At 46.1% G+C, this 20,618-nt stretch carries 18 protein-coding genes; 12 read left to right on the forward strand and 6 right to left on the reverse strand.

Going from position 1 to position 20,618, the window contains the following annotated elements:
* Window positions 1–9 precede the first annotated feature (9 nt).
* The gene (locus P5G61_RS19640; RefSeq protein ID WP_301248068.1) at window positions 10–456 is read right to left on the reverse strand and encodes a hypothetical protein; all 447 of its coding nucleotides are present in this window, start codon (window positions 454–456) and stop codon (window positions 10–12) included.
* Between the two features lie 379 nt (window positions 457–835).
* Here P5G61_RS19640 and P5G61_RS19645 point away from each other — a divergent pair, with 379 nt between their 5' ends.
* The gene (locus P5G61_RS19645; RefSeq protein ID WP_301248069.1) at window positions 836–1,273 is read left to right on the forward strand and encodes an SDR family oxidoreductase; all 438 of its coding nucleotides are present in this window, start codon (window positions 836–838) and stop codon (window positions 1,271–1,273) included.
* 180 nt (window positions 1,274–1,453) lie between these two features.
* Here the strand turns inward: P5G61_RS19645 and P5G61_RS19650 are convergent, their stop codons facing one another.
* On the reverse strand, window positions 1,454–3,178 hold the full coding sequence (locus P5G61_RS19650; protein WP_301248070.1) for a cellulase family glycosylhydrolase: 1,725 nt from the start codon (window positions 3,176–3,178) through the stop codon (window positions 1,454–1,456).
* A gap of 302 nt (window positions 3,179–3,480) precedes the next feature.
* Here P5G61_RS19650 and P5G61_RS19655 point away from each other — a divergent pair, with 302 nt between their 5' ends.
* From P5G61_RS19655 to P5G61_RS19670, 4 genes are all read left to right on the forward strand, one after another.
* On the forward strand, window positions 3,481–4,311 hold the full coding sequence (locus P5G61_RS19655) for an amidohydrolase family protein (RefSeq protein ID WP_301248071.1): 831 nt from the start codon (window positions 3,481–3,483) through the stop codon (window positions 4,309–4,311).
* A gap of 420 nt (window positions 4,312–4,731) precedes the next feature.
* A complete protein-coding gene (locus P5G61_RS19660; RefSeq protein WP_301248072.1) occupies window positions 4,732–6,174 on the forward strand; it encodes a 6-phospho-beta-glucosidase in 1,443 nt (480 codons plus the stop codon).
* A 286-nt stretch (window positions 6,175–6,460) separates the two neighbouring features.
* A complete protein-coding gene (licT, locus tag P5G61_RS19665; protein WP_079344759.1) occupies window positions 6,461–7,291 on the forward strand; it encodes a BglG family transcription antiterminator LicT in 831 nt (276 codons plus the stop codon).
* 216 nt (window positions 7,292–7,507) lie between these two features.
* Window positions 7,508–9,397, forward strand: coding sequence for a beta-glucoside-specific PTS transporter subunit IIABC (locus tag P5G61_RS19670; protein WP_301248074.1), 1,890 nt, complete (start codon window positions 7,508–7,510; stop codon window positions 9,395–9,397).
* 73 nt (window positions 9,398–9,470) lie between these two features.
* Here the strand turns inward: P5G61_RS19670 and P5G61_RS19675 are convergent, their stop codons facing one another.
* Both P5G61_RS19675 and P5G61_RS19680 read right to left on the reverse strand, forming a co-directional pair.
* The gene (locus P5G61_RS19675) at window positions 9,471–9,602 is read right to left on the reverse strand and encodes a hypothetical protein (protein WP_301248075.1); all 132 of its coding nucleotides are present in this window, start codon (window positions 9,600–9,602) and stop codon (window positions 9,471–9,473) included.
* Between the two features lie 23 nt (window positions 9,603–9,625).
* Window positions 9,626–10,216 carry a biotin transporter BioY gene (locus P5G61_RS19680; protein WP_301248076.1) on the reverse strand — a complete coding sequence of 197 codons (591 nt, stop codon included), beginning with the start codon at window positions 10,214–10,216 and terminating at the stop codon, window positions 9,626–9,628.
* 130 nt (window positions 10,217–10,346) lie between these two features.
* Here P5G61_RS19680 and P5G61_RS19685 point away from each other — a divergent pair, with 130 nt between their 5' ends.
* The 6 genes from P5G61_RS19685 to P5G61_RS19710 all read left to right on the forward strand — a co-directional run bounded on the left by P5G61_RS19685 (window position 10,347) and on the right by P5G61_RS19710 (window position 15,766).
* A complete protein-coding gene (locus tag P5G61_RS19685; RefSeq protein ID WP_301248077.1) occupies window positions 10,347–11,192 on the forward strand; it encodes an ATP-binding cassette domain-containing protein in 846 nt (281 codons plus the stop codon).
* Entirely contained in the window at window positions 11,177–12,931 is a 1,755-nt protein-coding gene (locus P5G61_RS19690; RefSeq protein WP_301248078.1) for an ATP-binding cassette domain-containing protein, read from the forward strand. The genes P5G61_RS19685 and P5G61_RS19690 overlap by 16 nt, the downstream gene beginning before the upstream one ends.
* A gap of 98 nt (window positions 12,932–13,029) precedes the next feature.
* On the forward strand, window positions 13,030–13,338 hold the full coding sequence (locus P5G61_RS19695; RefSeq protein WP_024628740.1) for a hypothetical protein: 309 nt from the start codon (window positions 13,030–13,032) through the stop codon (window positions 13,336–13,338).
* 586 nt (window positions 13,339–13,924) lie between these two features.
* Complete coding sequence (locus P5G61_RS19700; protein WP_301248079.1) at window positions 13,925–14,500, forward strand: GNAT family N-acetyltransferase; 576 nt, start codon at window positions 13,925–13,927, stop codon at window positions 14,498–14,500.
* 220 nt (window positions 14,501–14,720) lie between these two features.
* Window positions 14,721–15,131, forward strand: a complete 411-nt coding sequence (locus tag P5G61_RS19705) for a hypothetical protein (RefSeq protein ID WP_301248080.1) — start codon at window positions 14,721–14,723, stop codon at window positions 15,129–15,131.
* Between the two features lie 65 nt (window positions 15,132–15,196).
* A complete protein-coding gene (locus P5G61_RS19710) occupies window positions 15,197–15,766 on the forward strand; it encodes a GNAT family N-acetyltransferase (protein WP_301248081.1) in 570 nt (189 codons plus the stop codon).
* Window positions 15,767–15,891: 125 nt separating this feature from the next.
* Here the strand turns inward: P5G61_RS19710 and P5G61_RS19715 are convergent, their stop codons facing one another.
* Together P5G61_RS19715 and P5G61_RS19720 are read right to left on the reverse strand one after the other, a co-directional pair.
* Window positions 15,892–17,418, reverse strand: a complete 1,527-nt coding sequence (locus tag P5G61_RS19715; RefSeq protein ID WP_435874233.1) for a sensor histidine kinase — start codon at window positions 17,416–17,418, stop codon at window positions 15,892–15,894.
* Complete coding sequence (locus tag P5G61_RS19720; protein ID WP_079344304.1) at window positions 17,418–18,101, reverse strand: response regulator transcription factor; 684 nt, start codon at window positions 18,099–18,101, stop codon at window positions 17,418–17,420. Before P5G61_RS19720 ends, P5G61_RS19715 begins: the two co-directional genes overlap by 1 nt.
* A 203-nt stretch (window positions 18,102–18,304) precedes the next feature.
* Here P5G61_RS19720 and P5G61_RS19725 point away from each other — a divergent pair, with 203 nt between their 5' ends.
* Entirely contained in the window at window positions 18,305–20,554 is a 2,250-nt protein-coding gene (locus P5G61_RS19725; RefSeq protein WP_301248083.1) for an ArnT family glycosyltransferase, read from the forward strand.
* The last annotated feature ends 64 nt before the right edge of the window (window positions 20,555–20,618 follow it).

Below are 20,618 nucleotides of genomic sequence, written 5' to 3' on the forward strand. Positions count from 1 at the left end.
AGGAAGGTGTCAAAAAGAATAATACGTCAATGCGTATTGCATTAGAAAGGCACGAATTTCTTCCCGGTTTAACCTATCATCAGAAGTGCTGGCTTGCTCCAGGTTGAGAAGCAAATCGCTAACGGCCTCTTGCAGGAATACTATGCGCTCATTTCCCCATAGCTGTTGATGCTGCTGGATATATTGCATGACCTGTGACAGCTCCATACCTTTTAAAGCTCTGAACACCGAAACCCATTTTACCAGATCAGAGGGATGGGAACCCCCAGGCGATTCAAACTCGGCAAAACCATGAACATTTCCGGATGAGATTTTGAACAATCCGCAGTAGCAGGATGAATGTTCCCGAGCTATGAAAGGTAACTTTCGCATGTCGTACCGAATAATCTCCATGGAACTAATCCGGGCATCAACACGAATCTCCGGTCGAATTTCCATATCACAACTTGCAATCACACGATCCAACCTCCATAGGCAAAATCACCTTATCGTTTTCTATTGTTTTCGTTATCCTGCGGATTATATTACGACTGAACACAGCTCAAGTAAAATCAACGGGAATGAAAATACGACTGATTTTCCGATGTTTGGTTAGAAATTCACACATGTAAGCGATTAACAAGAGATATATCTGCATTTTGGACACGAATAACTTGATTTTTTCTTCCGCTCATGACAGACCGAGTAACATGCCGCATGACAGCGTAAAGAGGAGATTGGGCAAGAAATGCTCACCTGGATTGTCTGGAATCGATTAGAACGATGCAGAAGTCGGATGCAGTTCAATTGCAGAGATGCAGACAGAGGACTATGATTCGCACATAACGTACTCCAGATGGCATTTGCAGGATCTGATGTGAAGGCGAGGTTGGCGGCAATGGATAAAGCAATGATGGTTGTATCGACAGGATATGGTGAGGTGGGCAAGAATTTTGTGGATGTTTTACTGAAGAGGGGATTTGCGGTTATCGTGCTTGTACACAGTGAAGAGGAGGGGGAACAACTTCAAGCACTTGGTGCAGTCACTGTGCGTTCCATTCAGGAGATGGCAGACCGTAATCAGCTTCCGCCCGAATTTGTAGTGAAAAACGCCTATGTATTTGAAAATAACTTGCCGCAGTGCTGCCAGGACATTGAGCTGTGTCGCGGCTTATGTCCGCAACAACTCTATGTCGTTTCCAGCAACAGGGCCCGAGTAGGCCTTGTTTATAAAGGCCTGGGAGCAACATATGTCATTCATAGCCGGAGTGGAGATGTTTCATTTTTATTGTAAACCCGCCCAGAAGGCAGCAGAGAAAACATAACATGAGACTACGAAGTCAATGATAGCGGTTTCCCAACGCCAGTCGAATTAATCAAGAATTAAATGAAAAACGTTCTGTCCAGAGCCGGTTGCCCTGGACAAAACGTTTCGTGAACTCTAATCTGCTGTAGATGGAGCTTTGGAACCCTATTAGGAAGAGATTCCGACAACACTGGAACCATTCTTTGTTATTTTGTACGTAATGACGTCTCCGCTCCAGAAGTGGAACTTGAGAATGACTTCGCCATTGTTTGTTTCGTTGAAAAAGTTTTGTTTCAGTTCAATCACGTTGCTGCTATAATTCGGACTGAAAGTGTAGGAAAATTCTTTGAACGAAGTCCAATTTTGCGGACCTGCGTTTCCACCACTTGTATACGTTGCTTCCATGGTGGCCAATTGATTGCCATTAAAGGTAGTCGGAATCGCAAATGAGCTCGTTGTGCCCGTTACATTACTCAGTTTAGGCGTATCATACTTGATGATATTCAGGTTCCAGTTTGTGCCTTTGTTGAATTTGATGGTCAGCTTGGCATTGACGCCAAGATTGCCGGAAGTGGTCAGTCTGGTCAATAGACTGGATTTCAATGTCAGCACATCACCACTGATGGTGTAATCCGTTCCATTCACAAGGGTTGTACTACCATTGACAAGAGAACTAAATGTATTGCCATTGAGATTCAGTTTTACGGTTTTATCCTGAATTGCAGCCCCTTTTTTCAGATATACCAGATCGGATTCAGCAGTGGACGAACGACCTGTCCAGCTTGCTTTCATCGTGTTATACAGGTCAGGGTCAGACCAGGTGAAGCTGGTACGGCCGAAGTGCTGTCCATTATCCCATAACATGGTGGTCATTTGCTTCGAACGGAGGTATTGGCCAATGAATTCAAAGAATTTCAATTTCTCACCTTGCTCAATGACGCCTGTGTGCTGATCAAAGCCGAGCAAGCCATACTCACCGACGATAACCGGAATGCCTTTGGCAGTAAAAGCATTGTACACACGGTCGAAGGTATCCGTAATATCCTTTTGCACTTCAGCATTATATTTCGTATACCCAGCAATATTTACGCTGAATGGCCAGAAGCCATAGTAGTGGACTGTAGCGATAAGGTTAGGATCATTCAATTTCGCAATCGTCTGGGATAATGCATCAAGATCTGGTTGAGCGGAAGAGGTATGCAACGTTGGGAGGACCAATGGACGTGTTGCATTATTTCCCCCCGATGCTCTCACGATTTTATGAAAAGATACATTTAACTCATCCAGCAACGCGTATGCAGTAGCAGTATTCGTTGTACCACCTTCGGTGAAGCGTGGTTCATTTACACTTTCGAACATCAGCTTGGTGGATGCATTTTTGAATTTGTTTGCAATTTGAGTCCAGGCAGAGTTGTACCGTGCAAGAACATTGGCATGGTCATTCTCCATATAGCTGATCCACTGCCATGAATCGTGATGGATGTTGATCATGACATACAGGTTGGCATCAAGGGCCCAGTTTACAACCTGTTGTACCCGATTCATGTAAGCGGTGTCAATAGTGTAGTTGGGTGCTCCACCCATGTGAGCTTGCCAGGTCACTGGAATACGAATACTTTTGTAGCCTTGATTGGCGATACTTTGGATCAGCTGCTGAGTGATTAGCGGGTTACCCCAGGCCGTTTCATCTGCACCAACAGCATCCAGTGAATTACCGAGATTCCAGCCCGGCTCCATCCCAGTAACGTAGGATTGAATATTAGTTGGAGCAACGGCAGCACTTGTCTGAACCGTCTCATCTGTAGCAGCAGAGGCGATGGCGGATGAGAACAAGGACAGGATCATTGCTGTTACGATAGTGAGTGAGAGGACTGATTTGCGGTTTTTGTTCATTAACATAATCTCCTTTATTGTGGAATAGTAGAATAGTTTATTATCCATGTCTGTTTTGGGAACAAGCCCAGCACGTCACAAGTTAAGTGACAATAAAATGGGATCACCTCCAAATAAAGTATTGAAAGCGTTTTCTGAATTGTAAATATATCATGTTTCAAGGGATGTACATACCCTTATTATTGGAAGAAAATTCATATAGAAATTAGTGATTACACAAAAGACATTTTTTGCGGAAAGGAAGAATAGCGTTGCAATCATGTATTTCTTTCGGTTAAATAAAGTTACAGGAGGAGATATCCATGAAGCTGGATTCACATCAACATTTCTGGAGCTATAATACCGCCGATTATGGATGGATTGGGGATGATATGGGCGTAATTCGCCGTTCCTTTCTTCCAGAGGACTTAGAGCCGTTGCTTATCAATTCAGGATTTTCGGGATGTGTCGCTGTCCAGGCAAGACAATCCGTGAAGGAGACGGAATGGCTTCTGCAATTGGCAGAGCAGTATGCGTTTATCAAGGGTGTTGTGGGATGGGTCAATTTGTGCTCAGCTGAAGCTGAGAGTCAGCTTGAGAGATATGCAGCGAATCCCTGGTTGAAGGGAGTACGTCATGTCATACAGGATGAACCTGATCTGAAGTTTGTAGTGCGTAAGGATTTTCAGCGAGGCATCGCTCTGCTTCAGCAGCATAATCTGGCGTATGATCTGCTGGTGTCCAAAGAGCAGCTGCCTTACGCAGTGGAGCTGGTGAGAAGCTTCCCGGAGCAGCGTTTTGTGCTTGATCATCTGGCGAAACCGGATATTAAGTCAGGGGAGCTATCACCTTGGATGGAAGCTCTCTATTCTCTGGCTGAACATCCGAATGCGTATTGCAAGCTCTCCGGGATGGTTACTGAAGCGGATGGGGAGAATTGGGAGCAGGAAGACTTTACAGCTTATCTAGATGTCGCCATCAATGCTTTTGGTTCGGATAGATTAATGTTTGGCTCGGATTGGCCTGTCAGCATGGTGTCCGCTACATACTCCGAAGTACTTGAGTTAGTTAGGAACCATGTGTGTACCTTGTCTGAAGCGGAACAGAATATGATTTTCGGAGGTACCTGTAGAGCTTTTTATTTGCAGGACTGAAGCTGACTCACCCCGGAGAAACATTAATGATATTGACAGTGTCCTTATTCCTTGCTAAAGTTTTATCCATCCGCATAATTGTGATCTGGGAATGTTACCGATATTGGGCATAACCTGAGCTGGCTTGTTTACACTGCAACGTGTATCCAGGCTGGTTCGGGTTTTTTGTATTTAAGTTGAACGAACGATTTTACATTGGACACCGCGCTGACAGAACAATCTTCCGATCGCTGTAAAGGCGAAGCGTATGCTTCCGAGGCAGCTTTCTTTCAGAAAGCTTTTAGCTTCGCTTCTCCAGATTTTTTCTGTCCCCTCCGTTTATGATGTAAATGTGTAGTTCAACATAAATATTTTGTCTTATTAGTGTTTCTTGCGATTGGAGCGGATAACAGAATTACATATTTGGAAGGAGAATGAATGATGACTAATTTTAAGTTTCCCAAAGACTTTTTGTGGGGTGGAGCCATTGCTGCCAATCAGGCGGAGGGCGCTTATCTGGAAGATGGCAAGGGACTAAGTATTGTTGACTTGCTGCCGACAGGAGAGAATCGCAGAAGCATTATGAAGGGCAAAGTTCCTGCATTGACCCCGCTGGAAACTGAGTTCTATCCTTCACATGAAGCGATTGATTTTTACCACCGTTATCCCGAGGATATTGCTTTGTTTGCCGAGATGGGATTCAAAGCGCTGCGTGTGTCGATTGCCTGGGCACGAATTTTTCCAACCGGAGAAGATGCACAGCCAAATGAAGCGGGATTGCAATTTTATGATCGCTTGTTCGATGAACTGTTGAAGCACGGTATTGAGCCTGTGGTTACGCTCGCTCACTTCGATGTACCAGTTAATCTAATTGAGAAATATGGCAGTTGGAGAAGTCGTGAACTGGTGGGTCTTTTTGAAACCTATGCCAAAACCGTATTCAGCCGTTACAAGGACAAGGTGAAATACTGGATGACCTTCAATGAAATTAACATGCTGCTGCATCTGCCATTCCTGGGCGCGGGTCTTGTCTTCAAGGATGGTGAAAATGTGAAGGAGATCCAGTATCAGGCCGCACACCATCAATTGGTGGCAAGTGCGCTGGCTGTTAAAGCCTGTCACGAGATAATTCCCGGCGCAATGATTGGCTGTATGCTTGCGGCAGGCAGCTTCTATCCGTATACATGTAATCCGGAAGATGTATTCCAGGGCATGGAGAAAGACAGGGAGTCCTATTTCTTCATTGATGTTCAGTCGCGAGGAGAGTATCCGGGTTATGCTAAACGTTTCTTTAAGGACCATGGATTGAATATTGCCATGCAGCCAGGTGATGACGAAATTCTGAAAAACCATACCGTTGATTATATCGGATTTAGTTATTATTCAAGTCGTACAACCTCCACGGACCCTGAAGTGGTCAAAAACATGACGACCGGCAATGTATTTGGTTCTGTAGCGAATCCATATTTGGCAAAATCGGAGTGGGGTTGGACGATTGATCCCAAAGGTATCCGTATTACAGCCAATCAACTGCATGACCGATATCAAAAACCGCTGTTTGTTGTGGAAAATGGATTTGGAGCCAATGATGTGGTTACACCTGAAGGTGAGGTTGATGATGCGTACCGCATTGATTATCTGAAACGCCATGTTGCCGAGATGGGTGAAGCTCTGCAGGACGGTGTAGAGATAATCGGTTATACCAGCTGGGGGCCTATTGATATTGTCAGTGCTTCTTCGGGAGAAATGAGAAAACGCTATGGTTACATCTATGTGGATCGTGACAATGAAGGTAAGGGTGACCTGAAGCGAATCAAGAAGAAGAGCTTCCACTGGTACAAAAATGTTATTGAATCGGATGGCAGCAATTTAGGTGAAGAGTAAAAAGTGCATTATCGGGATAATTCTCCCTCATATGATCGGAAGGACCATTCTTCATGGAACTTCCGATTGTTCCCTCATTGAAAGCGTTGACATATATGTCTCTTCGCGCTATACTTGACGCAATTATATCGTTTTGGGATTGTTACTACTTGAAGTAGGCAAAACCTAAGCACCAAAAAAACAGACGTACATGTCTTGTTTATTTTGTGATGCTTCAGGTTTTTTTTGTACGCCCAAAAGGTGATATATGACTGCCAAGAGAGTGGATCGTGACGGGGGGATTGAAGTGAAAATAGCAAAGGTTATCAACAATAACGTCATTAGCATCTATCAAGCGGATGGAGCAGAGCTTGTCGTGATGGGGCGTGGGATTGCCTTTAAGAAAAAACCGGGGGATAAAGTAGACGAGACCCGCATCCAGAAAGTATTTGCGCTTAAAAACAAGCAGACATCCGACAATTTCAAAATGCTGCTGCGCGAAGTGCCGATGGAACTAATCGAGATAGTAGAGGAAATTATTACCTACGCCAGAGAGAATCTCGGTCGCAATTTGAATGAAAATATCTATGTTTCCCTAACAGATCACATTAACTTTGCGATTGAACGATATCGTGAAGGGGTTGAAATCAAGAATGCACTGATGTGGGAAATCAAACAGCTGTACAAGGCTGAGTTCGGATTGGGTCTGAAAACGCTGGAGCAGATTAAGACCAGACTGGATATTGAGCTTCCACCGGATGAAGCAGCGTATATTGCCCTGCATATTGTCAATGCAGAGATGAATGAAGAAGTCATTACAACGATGAACATCACGAAGTTTATTCAACAGATTATTAATATAGCAAAATATCACTTCAAGATGGAATTCGATGAAGAGTCTCTCAGTTATTTTCGCTTCATTACGCATCTGAAGTTCTTCTCCCAGAGGGTATTAAGCGGAACGCATTATGACAACAACTATGACCACTTCTATGACATGATCAAAGAGAAGCACCCGGAAGCAGCGGCATGTGCGGAGAAAATCGAAATGTTCGTTAACAAGGAATATAACCATCAGCTTACCAACGAAGAGAAATTGTATCTGACCGTCCACATTGAGCGTGTCGTTAATCGTTAATAATTAAATGTTTACAAATTTGGTTAAATCATAATAATATGAGATTAACAGGAATTGAATACGATTTAACTGGGATTGTTACTGGTTATGCAGGCAAAACCTAAGTCATGAGAAGACAGGACCCGATGTGTGTCCAAAACTTACTCAAGGCTTAGGTTTTTTGCGTGCAAAAAAATCGGTAAGATGCCTGTTTTAGTAAATATGGGGGTGCACAGCATGAGTCAGGAAAAACTCGCAAAAGAGATCGTCGAGCTGGTCGGCGGCGAAAAGAATGTGGTATCACTGGTACATTGCGCAACACGTTTGCGGTTTGTATTGAAGGATGATGCCAAGGCAGACAAAGCCAAACTGGAGAAGACAGAGGGAATCATTGCAGTCAAGGAAAACGGGGGTCAGTTCCAGGTGGTCGTTGGCAATAAGGTGCCTGAGGTTTACAGCGCCATTGGTCAGATCAGCAACATTTTGGATGACTCTTCCGAAAAGGAACAGCCGAAGAAATCCGCAAAAGGCCTAGGCGGCATTATTGATGTGATTTCCAGTATTTTTGCTCCGCTGCTAGGGGTTATGGCGGGGGCCGGTATCCTGAAAGGATTGCTGCTCATTGCAAGTAATGTCGGCTGGCTGGAAACGACGGAAACCACGTATAAGATCTTGTTTGCAGCGGCAGACAGTCTGTTTTATTTCCTGCCTTTGCTGTTAGCGGTTACAACCGCCCGCAAATTCCAGGGTAACATGTTTGTGGCGATGACGATCGCAGGCGCATTAATCTATCCTTCCATCGTTACACTCAAGGCGGAGGGTACGCCAATTGATTTCTTCGGGATTCCTGTCATTTTGATGAACTATTCATCTACCGTTATTCCTATTATTCTGGCAGTGATCGTCATGAGCAAATTGGAGAAATTCTTCAATAAAGTTCTTCACGAAAGTGTGAAAAATTTTGTCACTCCATTATTTTTGCTTGTCATTATGGTTCCACTTACTTTGCTCGTATTCGGTCCATTTGGAGTATATGTAGGTAATGCCATTGCATCAGGACTCGTGGCTGCCTTCGGATTCAGTCCGTTATTGGCAGGAGCCGTTATGGGTGCAAGCTGGCAGCTGCTCGTTATTTTCGGAATTCATTGGGGTCTCATTCCCGTATTCATTAACAACATTGCTGTATATGGACGTGATGGCGTCAAGCCGGCTGCGACAGCTTCCATCTTCGCACAGACTGGAGCTGCCTTCGGTGTTATGCTGAAAACCAAAAATAAAAAGCTGAAAACGCTAGCAGGTTCATCCACGCTGACAGCCCTGTTCGGGATTACCGAGCCTGCCATCTATGGTGTGACTCTTCCACTCAAACGTCCATTCATCGCAGGAGTTATCGGTGGTGCGGTAGGTGGGGCCATCATTGGTCAAGCAGGTACTCAGGCATTCGCTTCGGGCGCTCCAGGCCTGCTGACTTTACCGATCTTCTATGGACCGGGTGGAGAGGGCTTCCCTGGACTGATCCTTGGGATCTGCGTATCCTTTGTTGTTGCGGCTGCACTGACCTACATTATGGGGTTCAAAGATCCGGTTGAAGAAGAAGAAAAAGAAAAAAGCACAGAAACCACCAAGCCATCCGAAAGAACAGCGGCTTCATCGGATCAAGAAGTACTCAGCCCAATCGAGGGAACCATTGTGGATCTTAGCGATGTACCTGACCCGGCATTTTCATCGGGCGCGATGGGCAAAGGCATTGCGATTGAGCCGGCAGTTGGCCGAGTCGTTGCTCCTTTTGACGGTACAATTACCGTAGCTTTCAAGAAGAAACATGCACTGGCTGTTGTATCGGATACGGGGGCTGAGATTTTGGTCCATGTCGGGGTCGATACCGTAAAGCTCGATGGTCAGCACTTTACATCACATATTCAGGAAGGTGATCGGGTGAAAGCGGGAGACTTGCTGCTGGAATTCGATATTGCTGAGATCAAGGCAGCAGGTTATCATACGGTAACACCTATCATTGTAACGAATTCTACGGATTATGAGGAAGTGGTTCCTTTGATTACGGGACAAGTTCGGGTTCAAGAACCGTTACTTACCCTGTATGGTGGTAAGGGACCGGAACAAGAGTAGGAATAGGAACAAAAGCCGTGTCCAACGTGGAACAGAATGTTTTCTGTTTACGTGGACACGGCTTTTTGGTTTGTTAACCAATCCGATTCAAATTCATCAGATCCTGAACCTGTCCCATCATGGAGATGGGATCTTCCCGAAGCCAGTCTTCGGTCATGCGGTAGACCTGGCCGTTCTGTTCTGCCGGAAGCTGCTGCCAATACATGCTGCGTTCAACTCAATGAAGTCTTAAGAATCTGCTCGTACAACCGTTGAGTTCATGTTGCCAGTCAGTCGCTGTGGAGGGAAGACCATGCGAACAGGTGCGATGATAATTGCAGCGAACAAGGCTTTGATCAGATCACCGATGATGTAGGGATAGAATCCTTGAATCATGGCCTCGGGTAACGACATTTTGTAAGCATAGGCCAACCAGGGCACGCCCGAAACATAGATCAGCATTGAACCAAACACCTCAAATACAATAAAGGCCAGGAAATAACCAACGAATCCGTTCATTTTGATTTTACTGAGCAGCAATCCGATGATTAATGCGGAGAAGGGCCACATCATGACATATCCCCCGGTAGGCCCGAGGAGTACTGCGAGTCCACCTGCGCCATGCAGAAGCGGGAAACCAATTGCAGTCAGGATGACGACCAGAGCGATACTTAGAAAACCATATAATGGGCCAAGCAGTCCGCCTGCCAGCATAACCGCAAGAGTTTGCAATGTAATCGGCACAGGAGAGAAACCAATGGGAATACTTATGTATCCAAAAATAACAAGTATGGCTGCCATGAGTGCGCTAAATACAATACCTCGCAAAGACAATTTCATGTTTGAACATTCCTTTCAATTTTGGTAATCTTATTGTTAACCGATCAAACGAATGTGGTTAACGATTTGGATCGTACCACAAAAGATTCAAAAGGGAAAGGACCAATTTAAGATGCAAGACGTTACACCTTTGATAACACTAGAAAATGTCCGTGTTCATTATGCGTCCGAGTCAGGGCGTGTTCGTAAGGCAGTGGATGGGGTTTCACTGAAATTGGTTCCCGGAGAATGGATAAGTATCGTGGGAGCCAATGGTAGCGGCAAAAGTACGCTGGCTGGGCTGCTGATTGGATTCATACCGTTATCCGGCGGAGAAAGAAAGGCTTCTCCAGAACTGGTTGTTCATGGAGTTCTCCAGCAGCCTGATGCCCAGGTACTTGGAGATACCATTGAGGAGGAATTTCATTTTGCCTTAGCCTCGTTGCTTGAATCTCCTGAGGAGCACTTACGACGAAGAGAGCACGCTTTATATACAGTAGGGCTTGAGCACCCGCCAGAGGCGGCCATATCTATGCTGTCTGGAGGACAGAAGCAGCTGCTTAATATTGCGGTTGCGCTGGCGGCCAAGCCGGATGTACTCATTCTGGACGAACCTACGGCCATGCTTGACCCTGGAGCCAGAGATCGAATGGAAGCTGTAGTTCAAGCCATTGTCCAGCAAGGGACAGCGGTAATCTGGATTACGCATCATTTGGAGGAAGCGACGCTGTGCGATCGAATTATTGCCATGGAACAGGGACGCTGCGTTTACGATGGAACGCCTGAGGTTTTCTTCTATGGAAGGGAGAGGCAGGAGACGACGGCTGAGGCTGGAAAAGAAGCACAACAACCATCGCCCTGCGAAAAGCTTGGGCTTGCTCCACCTTTTACGGTGCAGACAGCTCTACTCCTGAAACGAAAAGGTCTGCTCCAACATGCGACACCTCTACGACCTGAGCAGTTGGTTAAGGAGGTAGCCCTTTGGCAATCGAACTAGAACATGTAGGCATTGCTTCGTCACAATCGGACAGAAGACCGCTGCTTCAAGATATCACTGTTCAACTGAACCGTGGAGAAATCACTTTGTTGCTGGGCTGCACTGGATCAGGCAAAACCACACTGCTGCAAACAATCGCTGGCCTAAAACCTCCAGATGAGGGTAGCCTCAAGCTGGACGGAGAGCCTTACTGGCAGAAGGGGAAAGTACCACAGTCCATTCTGCTGCAAATGGGGTTGGTCTTTCAATTCCCGGAGCAGCAGCTATTCGCACGAAGCATTGGGCGTGAATTTGCGTTTTCCCTGCGTCCATATCGTCTACCCGAAGAACAAAAGAAAAGGCAGATAAATGAGGCGCTTGAGCGCTGGGACTCCCCGACTGGGGGGCATGAAGGGCAAGAACGATTTCATCTGGACAGATCACCCTTTGCACTAAGTGGAGGCGAACGGAGAAGACTGGGGCTCGCCCTGGGAACGGCTGCGCAGCCTCCGTGGCTATTACTCGATGAACCGAGCGCCGGATTGGAAGCACAAAGTGTAGTCACGCTGCTGGACGTATTGAATCAGCATCGAAATGCAGGTGAGGGAGCCATTGTGGCTACGCATGATCTGGACACATTTTTACCTCTTGCGGATCGTGTTCTTTTGTTGCAGAAGGGACGTCTGGTTGGTGATGTTTCACCAAAAGAACTTCAGGCCAGGCCAGAATTACTGGAGCTTGCCGGAATTGGGCTTCCACCTTCCATGCAATTGGCACAGCAATTCGCGGCGGCGGGCATGCCTTTGCCTTTTACTGCCCTGACCCCGGAGGAAATGGCTGAAAGTATTGTTCAGTTCGTTAATGAGCCTTTAGAGCCAAAGGCTGATGCCGTTGATAATGAGGAACAATTCAGAGATGAAGAGAGATTTGCCTTATCACGCTTCGACACTTCGGGAGGAGAAGGCAGACAGGAGGCTATCTACGCCCACGCTGATTCAGGTTCAAGCAGAGGAATATATGGAGCCATGGACCCACGTCTGAAATGGGTTCTATACATTTTGCTCGTGACTGCGACGATGCTACAACACCACTGGCTAGGTTTGTCACTCACGTTGGTTCCGGTATTGCTGGCCCTTGTTGTGCTGCCTCGTCACACTTTGGCTGGATGTATAAAGTTAATGAAGCCGCTGGTACTGTTTTTTCTCGTATCCACAGCGTTATCGGGGACGACTCTTTCTACAGAGGGAGGCGGTCTACAGTTCGGATTCTCCCTGATGCAGGCGGAAGCGACTTTACTGAATGTGTACCGTTTGTTTATCGTCACGTTGGCAAGTCTTTGGTTTTCACTGACTACGCCTTATGGGCGCATGGTGGAAGGACTGAACTGGGTGCTTGGGATCGGCAAAAAAATTAAGCTGCCCGTGTCATCGTTTGCACTCGCCGTGTCTTTAATCTTCCGTTTTATCCCGATGATCTGGAGTGAATGGCAGCGCTTCTCGCTGATCGTCAGGGCACGTGGCAAAGCTGCATTACGACCAAATACGGTACGGGTACGTGATCTTGGTCCGATGGTCATTCCCTTGCTCATGGCGCTGTTTCAGCGTGCAGAGGACATGACGATAGCGATGGAAATGCGAAAAGTCAGAGAGAATTCCATGCTTGGAGCACGCTCCTCCTTATTGGTATGGTCCAAACGGGATACGTGGATTTGTATGATTGGACTTATTGTCTTTGTATTTTATATCTGGATCAGAGATTGAAGAATGTACTTTTGCCAATGAACATGCATAAATGCTTTCATTCCCGTTCAAACTAAACATGCTCTGATCACCACGAAGCAGATTTGGAGGGACGAACGATGAAGGATAAATTTTTGCAAGAAGATAGGAAAGAATATACCGATGTGTCCACGGTGGAGTCGCAGCGAAATGATATCACACTCGAAGAGTTCCCTGAAGGTCCTTACGGCTCATCTCTGATGTCTGAATCTCTTGGCAAAAGCTCGCCGTGGCGAGTGGATCAAAGGACTGCACACCGTTTCGATTATGAAAATCATGAGCTGCACGAAGGGGAAGTACGGGATTATCCCGGTCAGGACGTCTTCGATGAAACGGTCCCCGATAGTGTAACGAAGCCACAATACCCGGAAGAAGAAGAATCGGAATGACGTTATATATAAAATAGATGATAGCCTTCGGCAGGATCGTTCTGTCCGGGGGCTATTTTTGGTTGTAGCGTAAGAAAAAGAAATCTCCTCAAATTCCACAATATGGGTTATCATAGGCATAGCTTATTTTAAAGGAGTAATTGATATATCAATGATAAGATTTATAAGGAGATAACCATGGATTAGGACTATTTTCAGTATGATATGGATTTGAAAAGCTGAAAATTAAGGTGTGTAATTCCAATTCAGGAAGCTAACCGATGATGGAGATTATCGTCCAAGCCGGATTATTCTGGAAAATAGGTAGAAGAATTTCTAAGGAACTCAGGACGTCTTATATCGCCTTCAAGTCCTCTTTTAAAAGAGTAAGGAACATCAGACACGTTATTTCCCGAAATCCATGACAAAAACGCTGCAAAAGGCTGTTTAATCCTAATATAGCGTTTCTCAGGTTCTTTAGATTTCTGCGGTCACTTCAAATCCATGAATAAGACGCCTCAGATTCGTTAGCGTTCGCTCCATGCTCAGTTCCGCTTCGGCTTTCAGTAATTTTGAAGAAAAACTCTAATAAATTGGGGATATCAGAATGAGAGAGATTAACTATAACGATTATTTTTGGCAGGATGATCAGGTCAGATTACGTGCATTGCGTGAGGAAGACTGGGATAATCATTATTATAACCGCTTTGATTCACCTGCTCGCCGTTTACTGGAATGTGCAGTGGAGCTGCCCCCTACGAATGCTGAGGCGAAGAAATTTACGGAAGCCTTCTCCGATTTTTCTCTAGACAGAGGACGGATCATGTTTACGATTGAAAATATGGATGGTGAGAATGTCGGGGGCGTGAACCTGAACAGCATCGATGAAAGGAATGGTACCTTTAGCATTGGAATTCAAATTGACAGGGATCATCGCGGAAAAGGATATGGGACGAGAGCCATTCGAATCTTGTTGAAATATGCCTTTTTCGAGCGCAGGCTTAATAAATTCAATGATTGTGTTCTTGAAGGCAATGAACCTTCCGCAGCTATGATGAGAAAACTTGGGTGTGTGCAGGAGGGCGTGCGTCGTCAGGTGATTTATACCGATGGAAAATATCAGGATCTGATCATGTTCGGTTTAACCAAAGACGAGTTTATTGATAAGGAAGGGCTTGCATGAGCCTCAATTTAAATCAGAGCGACCCGGTGTGTATGATCTGCCATTGTTAGTTGGGTAACTGACAATGTGCAAGGGGGGAAATATGAGGAAGCTTTTATGGATAAGTTCGTGCTTTGTTGTATGTGTACTGGTTAGTGTTAGTGTATTCTTCTGGAATGATATTTTTGGATATAAAACGCTAGAGAAGGCTGTTCAATCTTCTTGGAAATCCCCCCTTCAAATGGTGAATGTAGATCAGCAAAATGAACTGGTTTTGTCATTAGATCAAACGCAATATGTCTTTGCTGCCTATGAACAGAAGAATGGGAGATATCTCTATGATACGGATAGTGAATCAGGTTGGACAGCAAGTTCAGATGTGGGGCCTGCTTTTTTGGTACGAGCGGAGCCGAAGAACAACAAAGGGAATTTTATATGGGGCGCTTTATATTCCGATATGCCTGTACACAAGTTTAAGATTGAATATACAAACGGTGAGACTCAGGAGGTAGAATCCAGTAATAATACGTTTATCATGAAAATGCCGGAAGCTTACCAGAGTGAAGACGAAATGATGTTAATGACAACGTTTACGAATGTGTACGCACTTGATGAAGAGAAGAATTTAATACAAGCTTATAATCTGAATTGATTTTTTATTATCGAGCTTTAAAGTGAAACGCAACAGGGTAGATAAGATGTACACCAGGAGGCATTATGAAACAAACCATAAAAAGCGATGAATTAATCATTGATTGCAAAGATATTTATTTGCGCGAGTATCGAGCTGAGGATTTGGAGAAATTGCAGGAAATTACCTGGCAACCCGAGGTTTACGAATTTTTGCCGGGATGGAATGCTACGGTTGAAGAGAGAGCCCTCTGGCTCACTCAATACGAAATTCCCGAGAATCAGAATTTTAAACAAGCTGTTTTGGCGGGTGGGGACATTGGGGACCTCTATTTACGTTTGGCTATCGTGCTCAAAGAAAATGATGAGTTCATAGGATGGTGCTGCTCGGGGATTAAGGACGAGCTGCCAGCGCCCAATCGGGAGATTATGTACGGAATTTCGAAACACTTCCGGAACCGTGGCTTTACAACGCAGGCAGTACAAGGAATAACACAGTATTTATTTGAAAATACAAACGTTGAAGTGTTGAATGCCATCGCTCTATTAACGAATCAGGCATCCAATAAGGTGATACAGAAATGCAATTTTGAATGGCTGAATTTGATCGAAGTCGAGAATGAATTTTACAACCATTACCAATTGCGGAAACAGTAACGATAATTTTCGATACAAAAATAACCCTTCCCATTTCTCCGTAGAAATGAAAGGGTTATTCGTCATGCGATAAGAGCCGCAATAAAACGAAAACGAAAAGCTGCATCTTGTGAGCCTCGTTGAGCTTAGACTTCACCCTCTACCAATGGCAGTAAAATCGTAAATTCGGTTCCTGCGCCGATCTGGCTGCGTACTGTGATTTTCCCGCCATACGACTCTACAATTGAACGGGTAATGGCAAGGCCAAGACCCGCGCCACCTTGTTTTCTCGACCGGGAAGAGCTTGTGCGGTAGAAGCGTTCAAAGATGTGAGGGAGATGCTCCGGTTCAATTCCTGAGCCATTATCTTTTATGGTTAACTCGGCTTTATGCTGAACGGCATATAACGTGATGCTGATGATTCCCTGATCTGAATCCGTGTGCTGTACTGCATTGTGGAACAAATTGAGCACCACCTGCTTTAATTTGTGAGCATCAGCCATGACATGGACTTCAGCCGTCAGGTCAAGATGAACCTGTCTTTGCTGAGCCATCATGACAAGCTGTGACTGCATTTCGAGCAGCAAACTATCGAGTTGAATGACCTCCTGCTCCTGCTGGGGCGCCTGGTCCAGCTTGGTCAGCATCAACAGATCCTCTACGAGTTTGTTGATGCGGACGGATTCACCATACATGCTGTTCAAAGCGTTATATAATTGCTCGCTATTGGAGGCTGCGCCGCGCTTGAGCACCTCAATAAATCCGTGAATGGAGGTAAGAGGGGTACGCAGCTCATGGGAAGCATCGGACAGAAAACGCTGCATCTGCTCTTTCGACTCGCGCTCTGCTTCAAAGGAGTCTTCCAGCCTTTCGAGCATGCCGTTAAATGAGAGCGCCAGTTGATCCACTTCCTGTTGTCCCTGGACCGCAGGAAGGCGTTCGGCCAGACTGCCTGCATCGATTCGTTGCACTGTGTCTACCATGCTGGATAAGGGAATCAGTGTCCGGCGAAGTGCCTTGGTGTATAGAATAAGTCCAGCGACCATAGCCAGCAGGGATAACATCAAGAAGATCAGAAGCTGTTTCACGATTAGATCTTTTAGCGGTTTCGTAGGCGTGCCCATCTGCACCATGGGTAAGCCGCGATTACGTGGTCCCGGTGAGGAGAAAACGATTAACTGCTCATTGCCCTGGTTATCCGTTACAATCCGGTATGGAACATGATGCTTATCGTTGATCTGATCTGTAATGTTCTCATATTCAACGGATGTCAAGCGAGGAGCGGTTAGACCGTCTTCACCAAAAATGTCCTCGAAGCCACTTTGATTATCAAATAAGGCCAGTGAACGATCCGGAATGTACAAGAAACGATTGCCTGATCCTCTTGGATCTGATCCGGATTGCCCGCCAAAAGGATTATTTGTCGCACCACTTCGTGAAGACGTTCCGAGCCAAACAGGGGGCATGGACATGAGCTGCTCTTCCATCGTTTTCGCCTGGTTGCGATACAGAAAGCTTTCCATAATCCAGAATTGAAGAATACCAATTAACAATAACAGAGCAGCGAGAATGAACAGGGAGCGCGCGAGTAATTGAGAGCGAAGCGAACGTGGCGATACCCAGCGATGCAGCCATGCCCAAGGAAGTTTATTCTTCAATGGTAAAGACCCCATTAGAGATCCACCCTGTATCCGACACCTCGAAGGGTACGAATGAGTTTATGCTCTTTATCCCCCAATTTGTCACGCAAGGAGCGAACGTACACCTCCACAATGTTTTCTTCTCCACCAAAATCATACCCCCACACACGGTTTAGGATGGTCGCTTTACTCAGGACGATGCCATGATTAAGCACGATGAATTTTAAAAGTTCATATTCGGTAGGAGACAACTCCAGAATCTGATCGTGATAGGTAATCTCTTTGCGTTGATCATCGATACGGAATGGCCCATGAGTCACCGCCCCGATTAATAAAGGAAACTGATTACGAAGCCTTGCCTGAATCCGTGCAAGCAGTTCATCGAACGCGAATGGTTTAATCATATAATCGTCGGCACCAAGCCATAGGCCTTTGACGCGATTCTCGACTTCATCTTTGGCTGTCAGCATGATCACCCCGATCTGAGCCCCGCTCTTGCGCAGACGCTCAACAACCTCAAACCCATCCATCTCTGGCATCATGACATCCAGAATGGCCATATGTGGACGGAAATCAAGTGCCAATTCAAGCGCAGCGGCTCCGTCGGGGGCTGTACGTACATCAAAGCCTTCATTGCTTAGTCCAAGCTCCAGAAATTGCAAAATATGTGGTTCATCATCTGCCAAAAGTATTTTAATGCCAGTACTCAGCTTCATAAGCAGGCGTTCCTCCCCGTTAAATCCATCTATTACATACCCTCAATTTTACAGGTCTATATGCTATATTATCGCTCGCCAAACTGAAAATTAGCTGAAAAGTTTGCAAGTTATCCTCAGGCAACATTCAGCGGGCACTCATCCCAGTTTTACTTTGGCATGCCACAATAGTAGACATGAAGAACTTGAAGGAGTGATTGAGATTGAATAACGCCAAACGAAGGATTGATCTTGTCCTTCTGCCGATTGTTTTACTGGCGGCATTTCTGAACGGGTATGGCATCTGGAACGACCAATATGCCAATTCCTATTATACGACCGCCGTTGGGAGCATGCTGAGAAATTTCCATAACTTTTTCTATGCATCGCTCGACTCGGCTGGTTCGGTTACCGTAGACAAACCACCCGTTGTCTTCTGGATTCAAACCGCTTTTGCTTACGTTTTTGGATTGCATGGATGGAGTGTTATTTTACCGCAAGTATTAGCGGGGATCGGTTCGGTGCTGCTGATATATTTCATGGTCAAGCCTACATTTGGACTTGGCGCGGCGCGAATCTCGGCACTTGCGATGGCAACCGTACCAGTTGTGGCTGCGGTCAGCCGTACCAACAATATTGACAGCATGCTGGTCTTTACGCTGCTGCTGGGTTCATGGTTCTTATTCAAGGGAAGCAAGCAAGGCAGCACTTGGCGCATTCTGGTTGCCTTTGCGCTCATTGGACTTGCTTTTAATATGAAAATGCTGCAAGCCTATATGATTCTTCCGGCTTTCTACTTGTTCTATCTGCTTGCATTCAACGCCAAGTGGAGAAGAAAAATCATCTTGCTAATTGGAAGTACGGCAGTGCTGGCCGTTGTTTCCTTATCCTGGGCAGTCACTGTGGATTCTATACCGACAGATGAGCGGCCTTATATCGGCAGCAGTGAAACGAATTCGGTGCTGGAGCTGGCTTTTGGATATAACGGTTTATCCCGTCTTACGGGACAACAGAACAGATCAGCGAATGCAGGTATGCCAAATGCCTCGGATGAAGGTAATGTTCGTGGCAATGCCAATTCCCAGGGTTCAGGAACAGATCAGTCGGGCAGCGGCTCGGCTCCTACAGGCAATCTACCGGGAAACGGTGAAATGGGTGGCTTGAACGGAATGACTTTCCCGGGCGGTCAGATGCCAAACGGTGGCGAAATGCCTAATGGAAGAAGTTTCGCAGGCGGTAATGGCGGTGGAGGCATGGGCGGCATGTTTGGCACGGGGGAAAAAGGTCCTCTGCGGTTATTCCAAACTGAACTGTCCGGTCAGGCCAGTTGGCTGTTGCCCACCGTCTTGCTTGGATGTATCGCCATTTTCGCAGGGCTGAGACGCAGAAATATAACCGATGATAAGCATAAGGAAGCTTTGTTCTGGCTGGCTTGGCTGCTTCCGGTAGCTGCTTTCTTCAGTGTGGCAGGCTTCTTCCATCAATATTATCTGATCATGCTCGCACCTCCGGTAGCCGCATTAACCGGAGCAGGATTTGCCGCCATGTGGACGGCATATCGTGAACGCAATGGCTGGCAAGCCTGGCTGCTTCCATTGTCCGTGCTGCTGACGACCATCTTCGGCTGGTATATCATGCAGGTGTATAACGAGACTATCGGGGCAGGTTGGTCCATAGGTGAATTAATTGCAGGTATTCTGATCACGATTATCCTGATTGTGATGCTTAATCGTTCACACCCATGGAAACAGGGTTTGATTATCGCAGGCTTCATGGTCATGCTGATCGGTCCGATCTATTGGGCATTCACACCTATCACATATGGAGGCAACAGCATGATTCCGGCGGCTGGACCTACAGGTTCCAATGGGATGTTCGGCGGCATGGGCATGGCTATGGGAGATAGACAGGGTGATCGCAATGGTGGCGATATGGGTATGACTCCGCCGAATGCATCAGATGACACCGCTCAGGATATCCCATCGTCCGATGATGCTGACCCGAACAATGCGGGCATGGGAACACCTCCGAATTCAGGAGGAAGCATGAATGGTGGCGGAGGAATGCCTACGACAGGTGGGCGAGGTGGAGCAGGGAACCGCAACGAAGAAGTGGACACCACAACCCTGAATTATCTGAGAGAGCATAACACAGGTGAAACCTATCTCTTCGCAACGACGGACTACAACCAGGCCGCCCCTTATATCATTGATGAAAATGAAGCAGTCATTACGCTTGGCGGGTTCTCGGGTTCAGATCCGGTGTATACCACGGAAAAACTGGAACAACTCGTGAAGAGTGGACAAGTGAAATACTTCATGGTAGGTGGCATGGGCGGCCGAGGTGGAAGTTCTGATATCGGCGACTGGATCAAGGAGCATGGTACGGAGATTCCAACGTCAGAGTGGAAGACGGGAACAGATAGCGATTCCGGTTTCGGCGGTCAAACGACTTTATATGAAGTGAAATTATAAGTGTGATCCAAGTGATACACGATATGAATTTGAACAATTAGAACGAAAACAACGGAAAAGGGAG

Source organism: Paenibacillus vandeheii, from assembly GCF_030433635.1.
Classification (GTDB): Bacteria; Bacillota; Bacilli; order Paenibacillales; family Paenibacillaceae; genus Paenibacillus; species Paenibacillus vandeheii.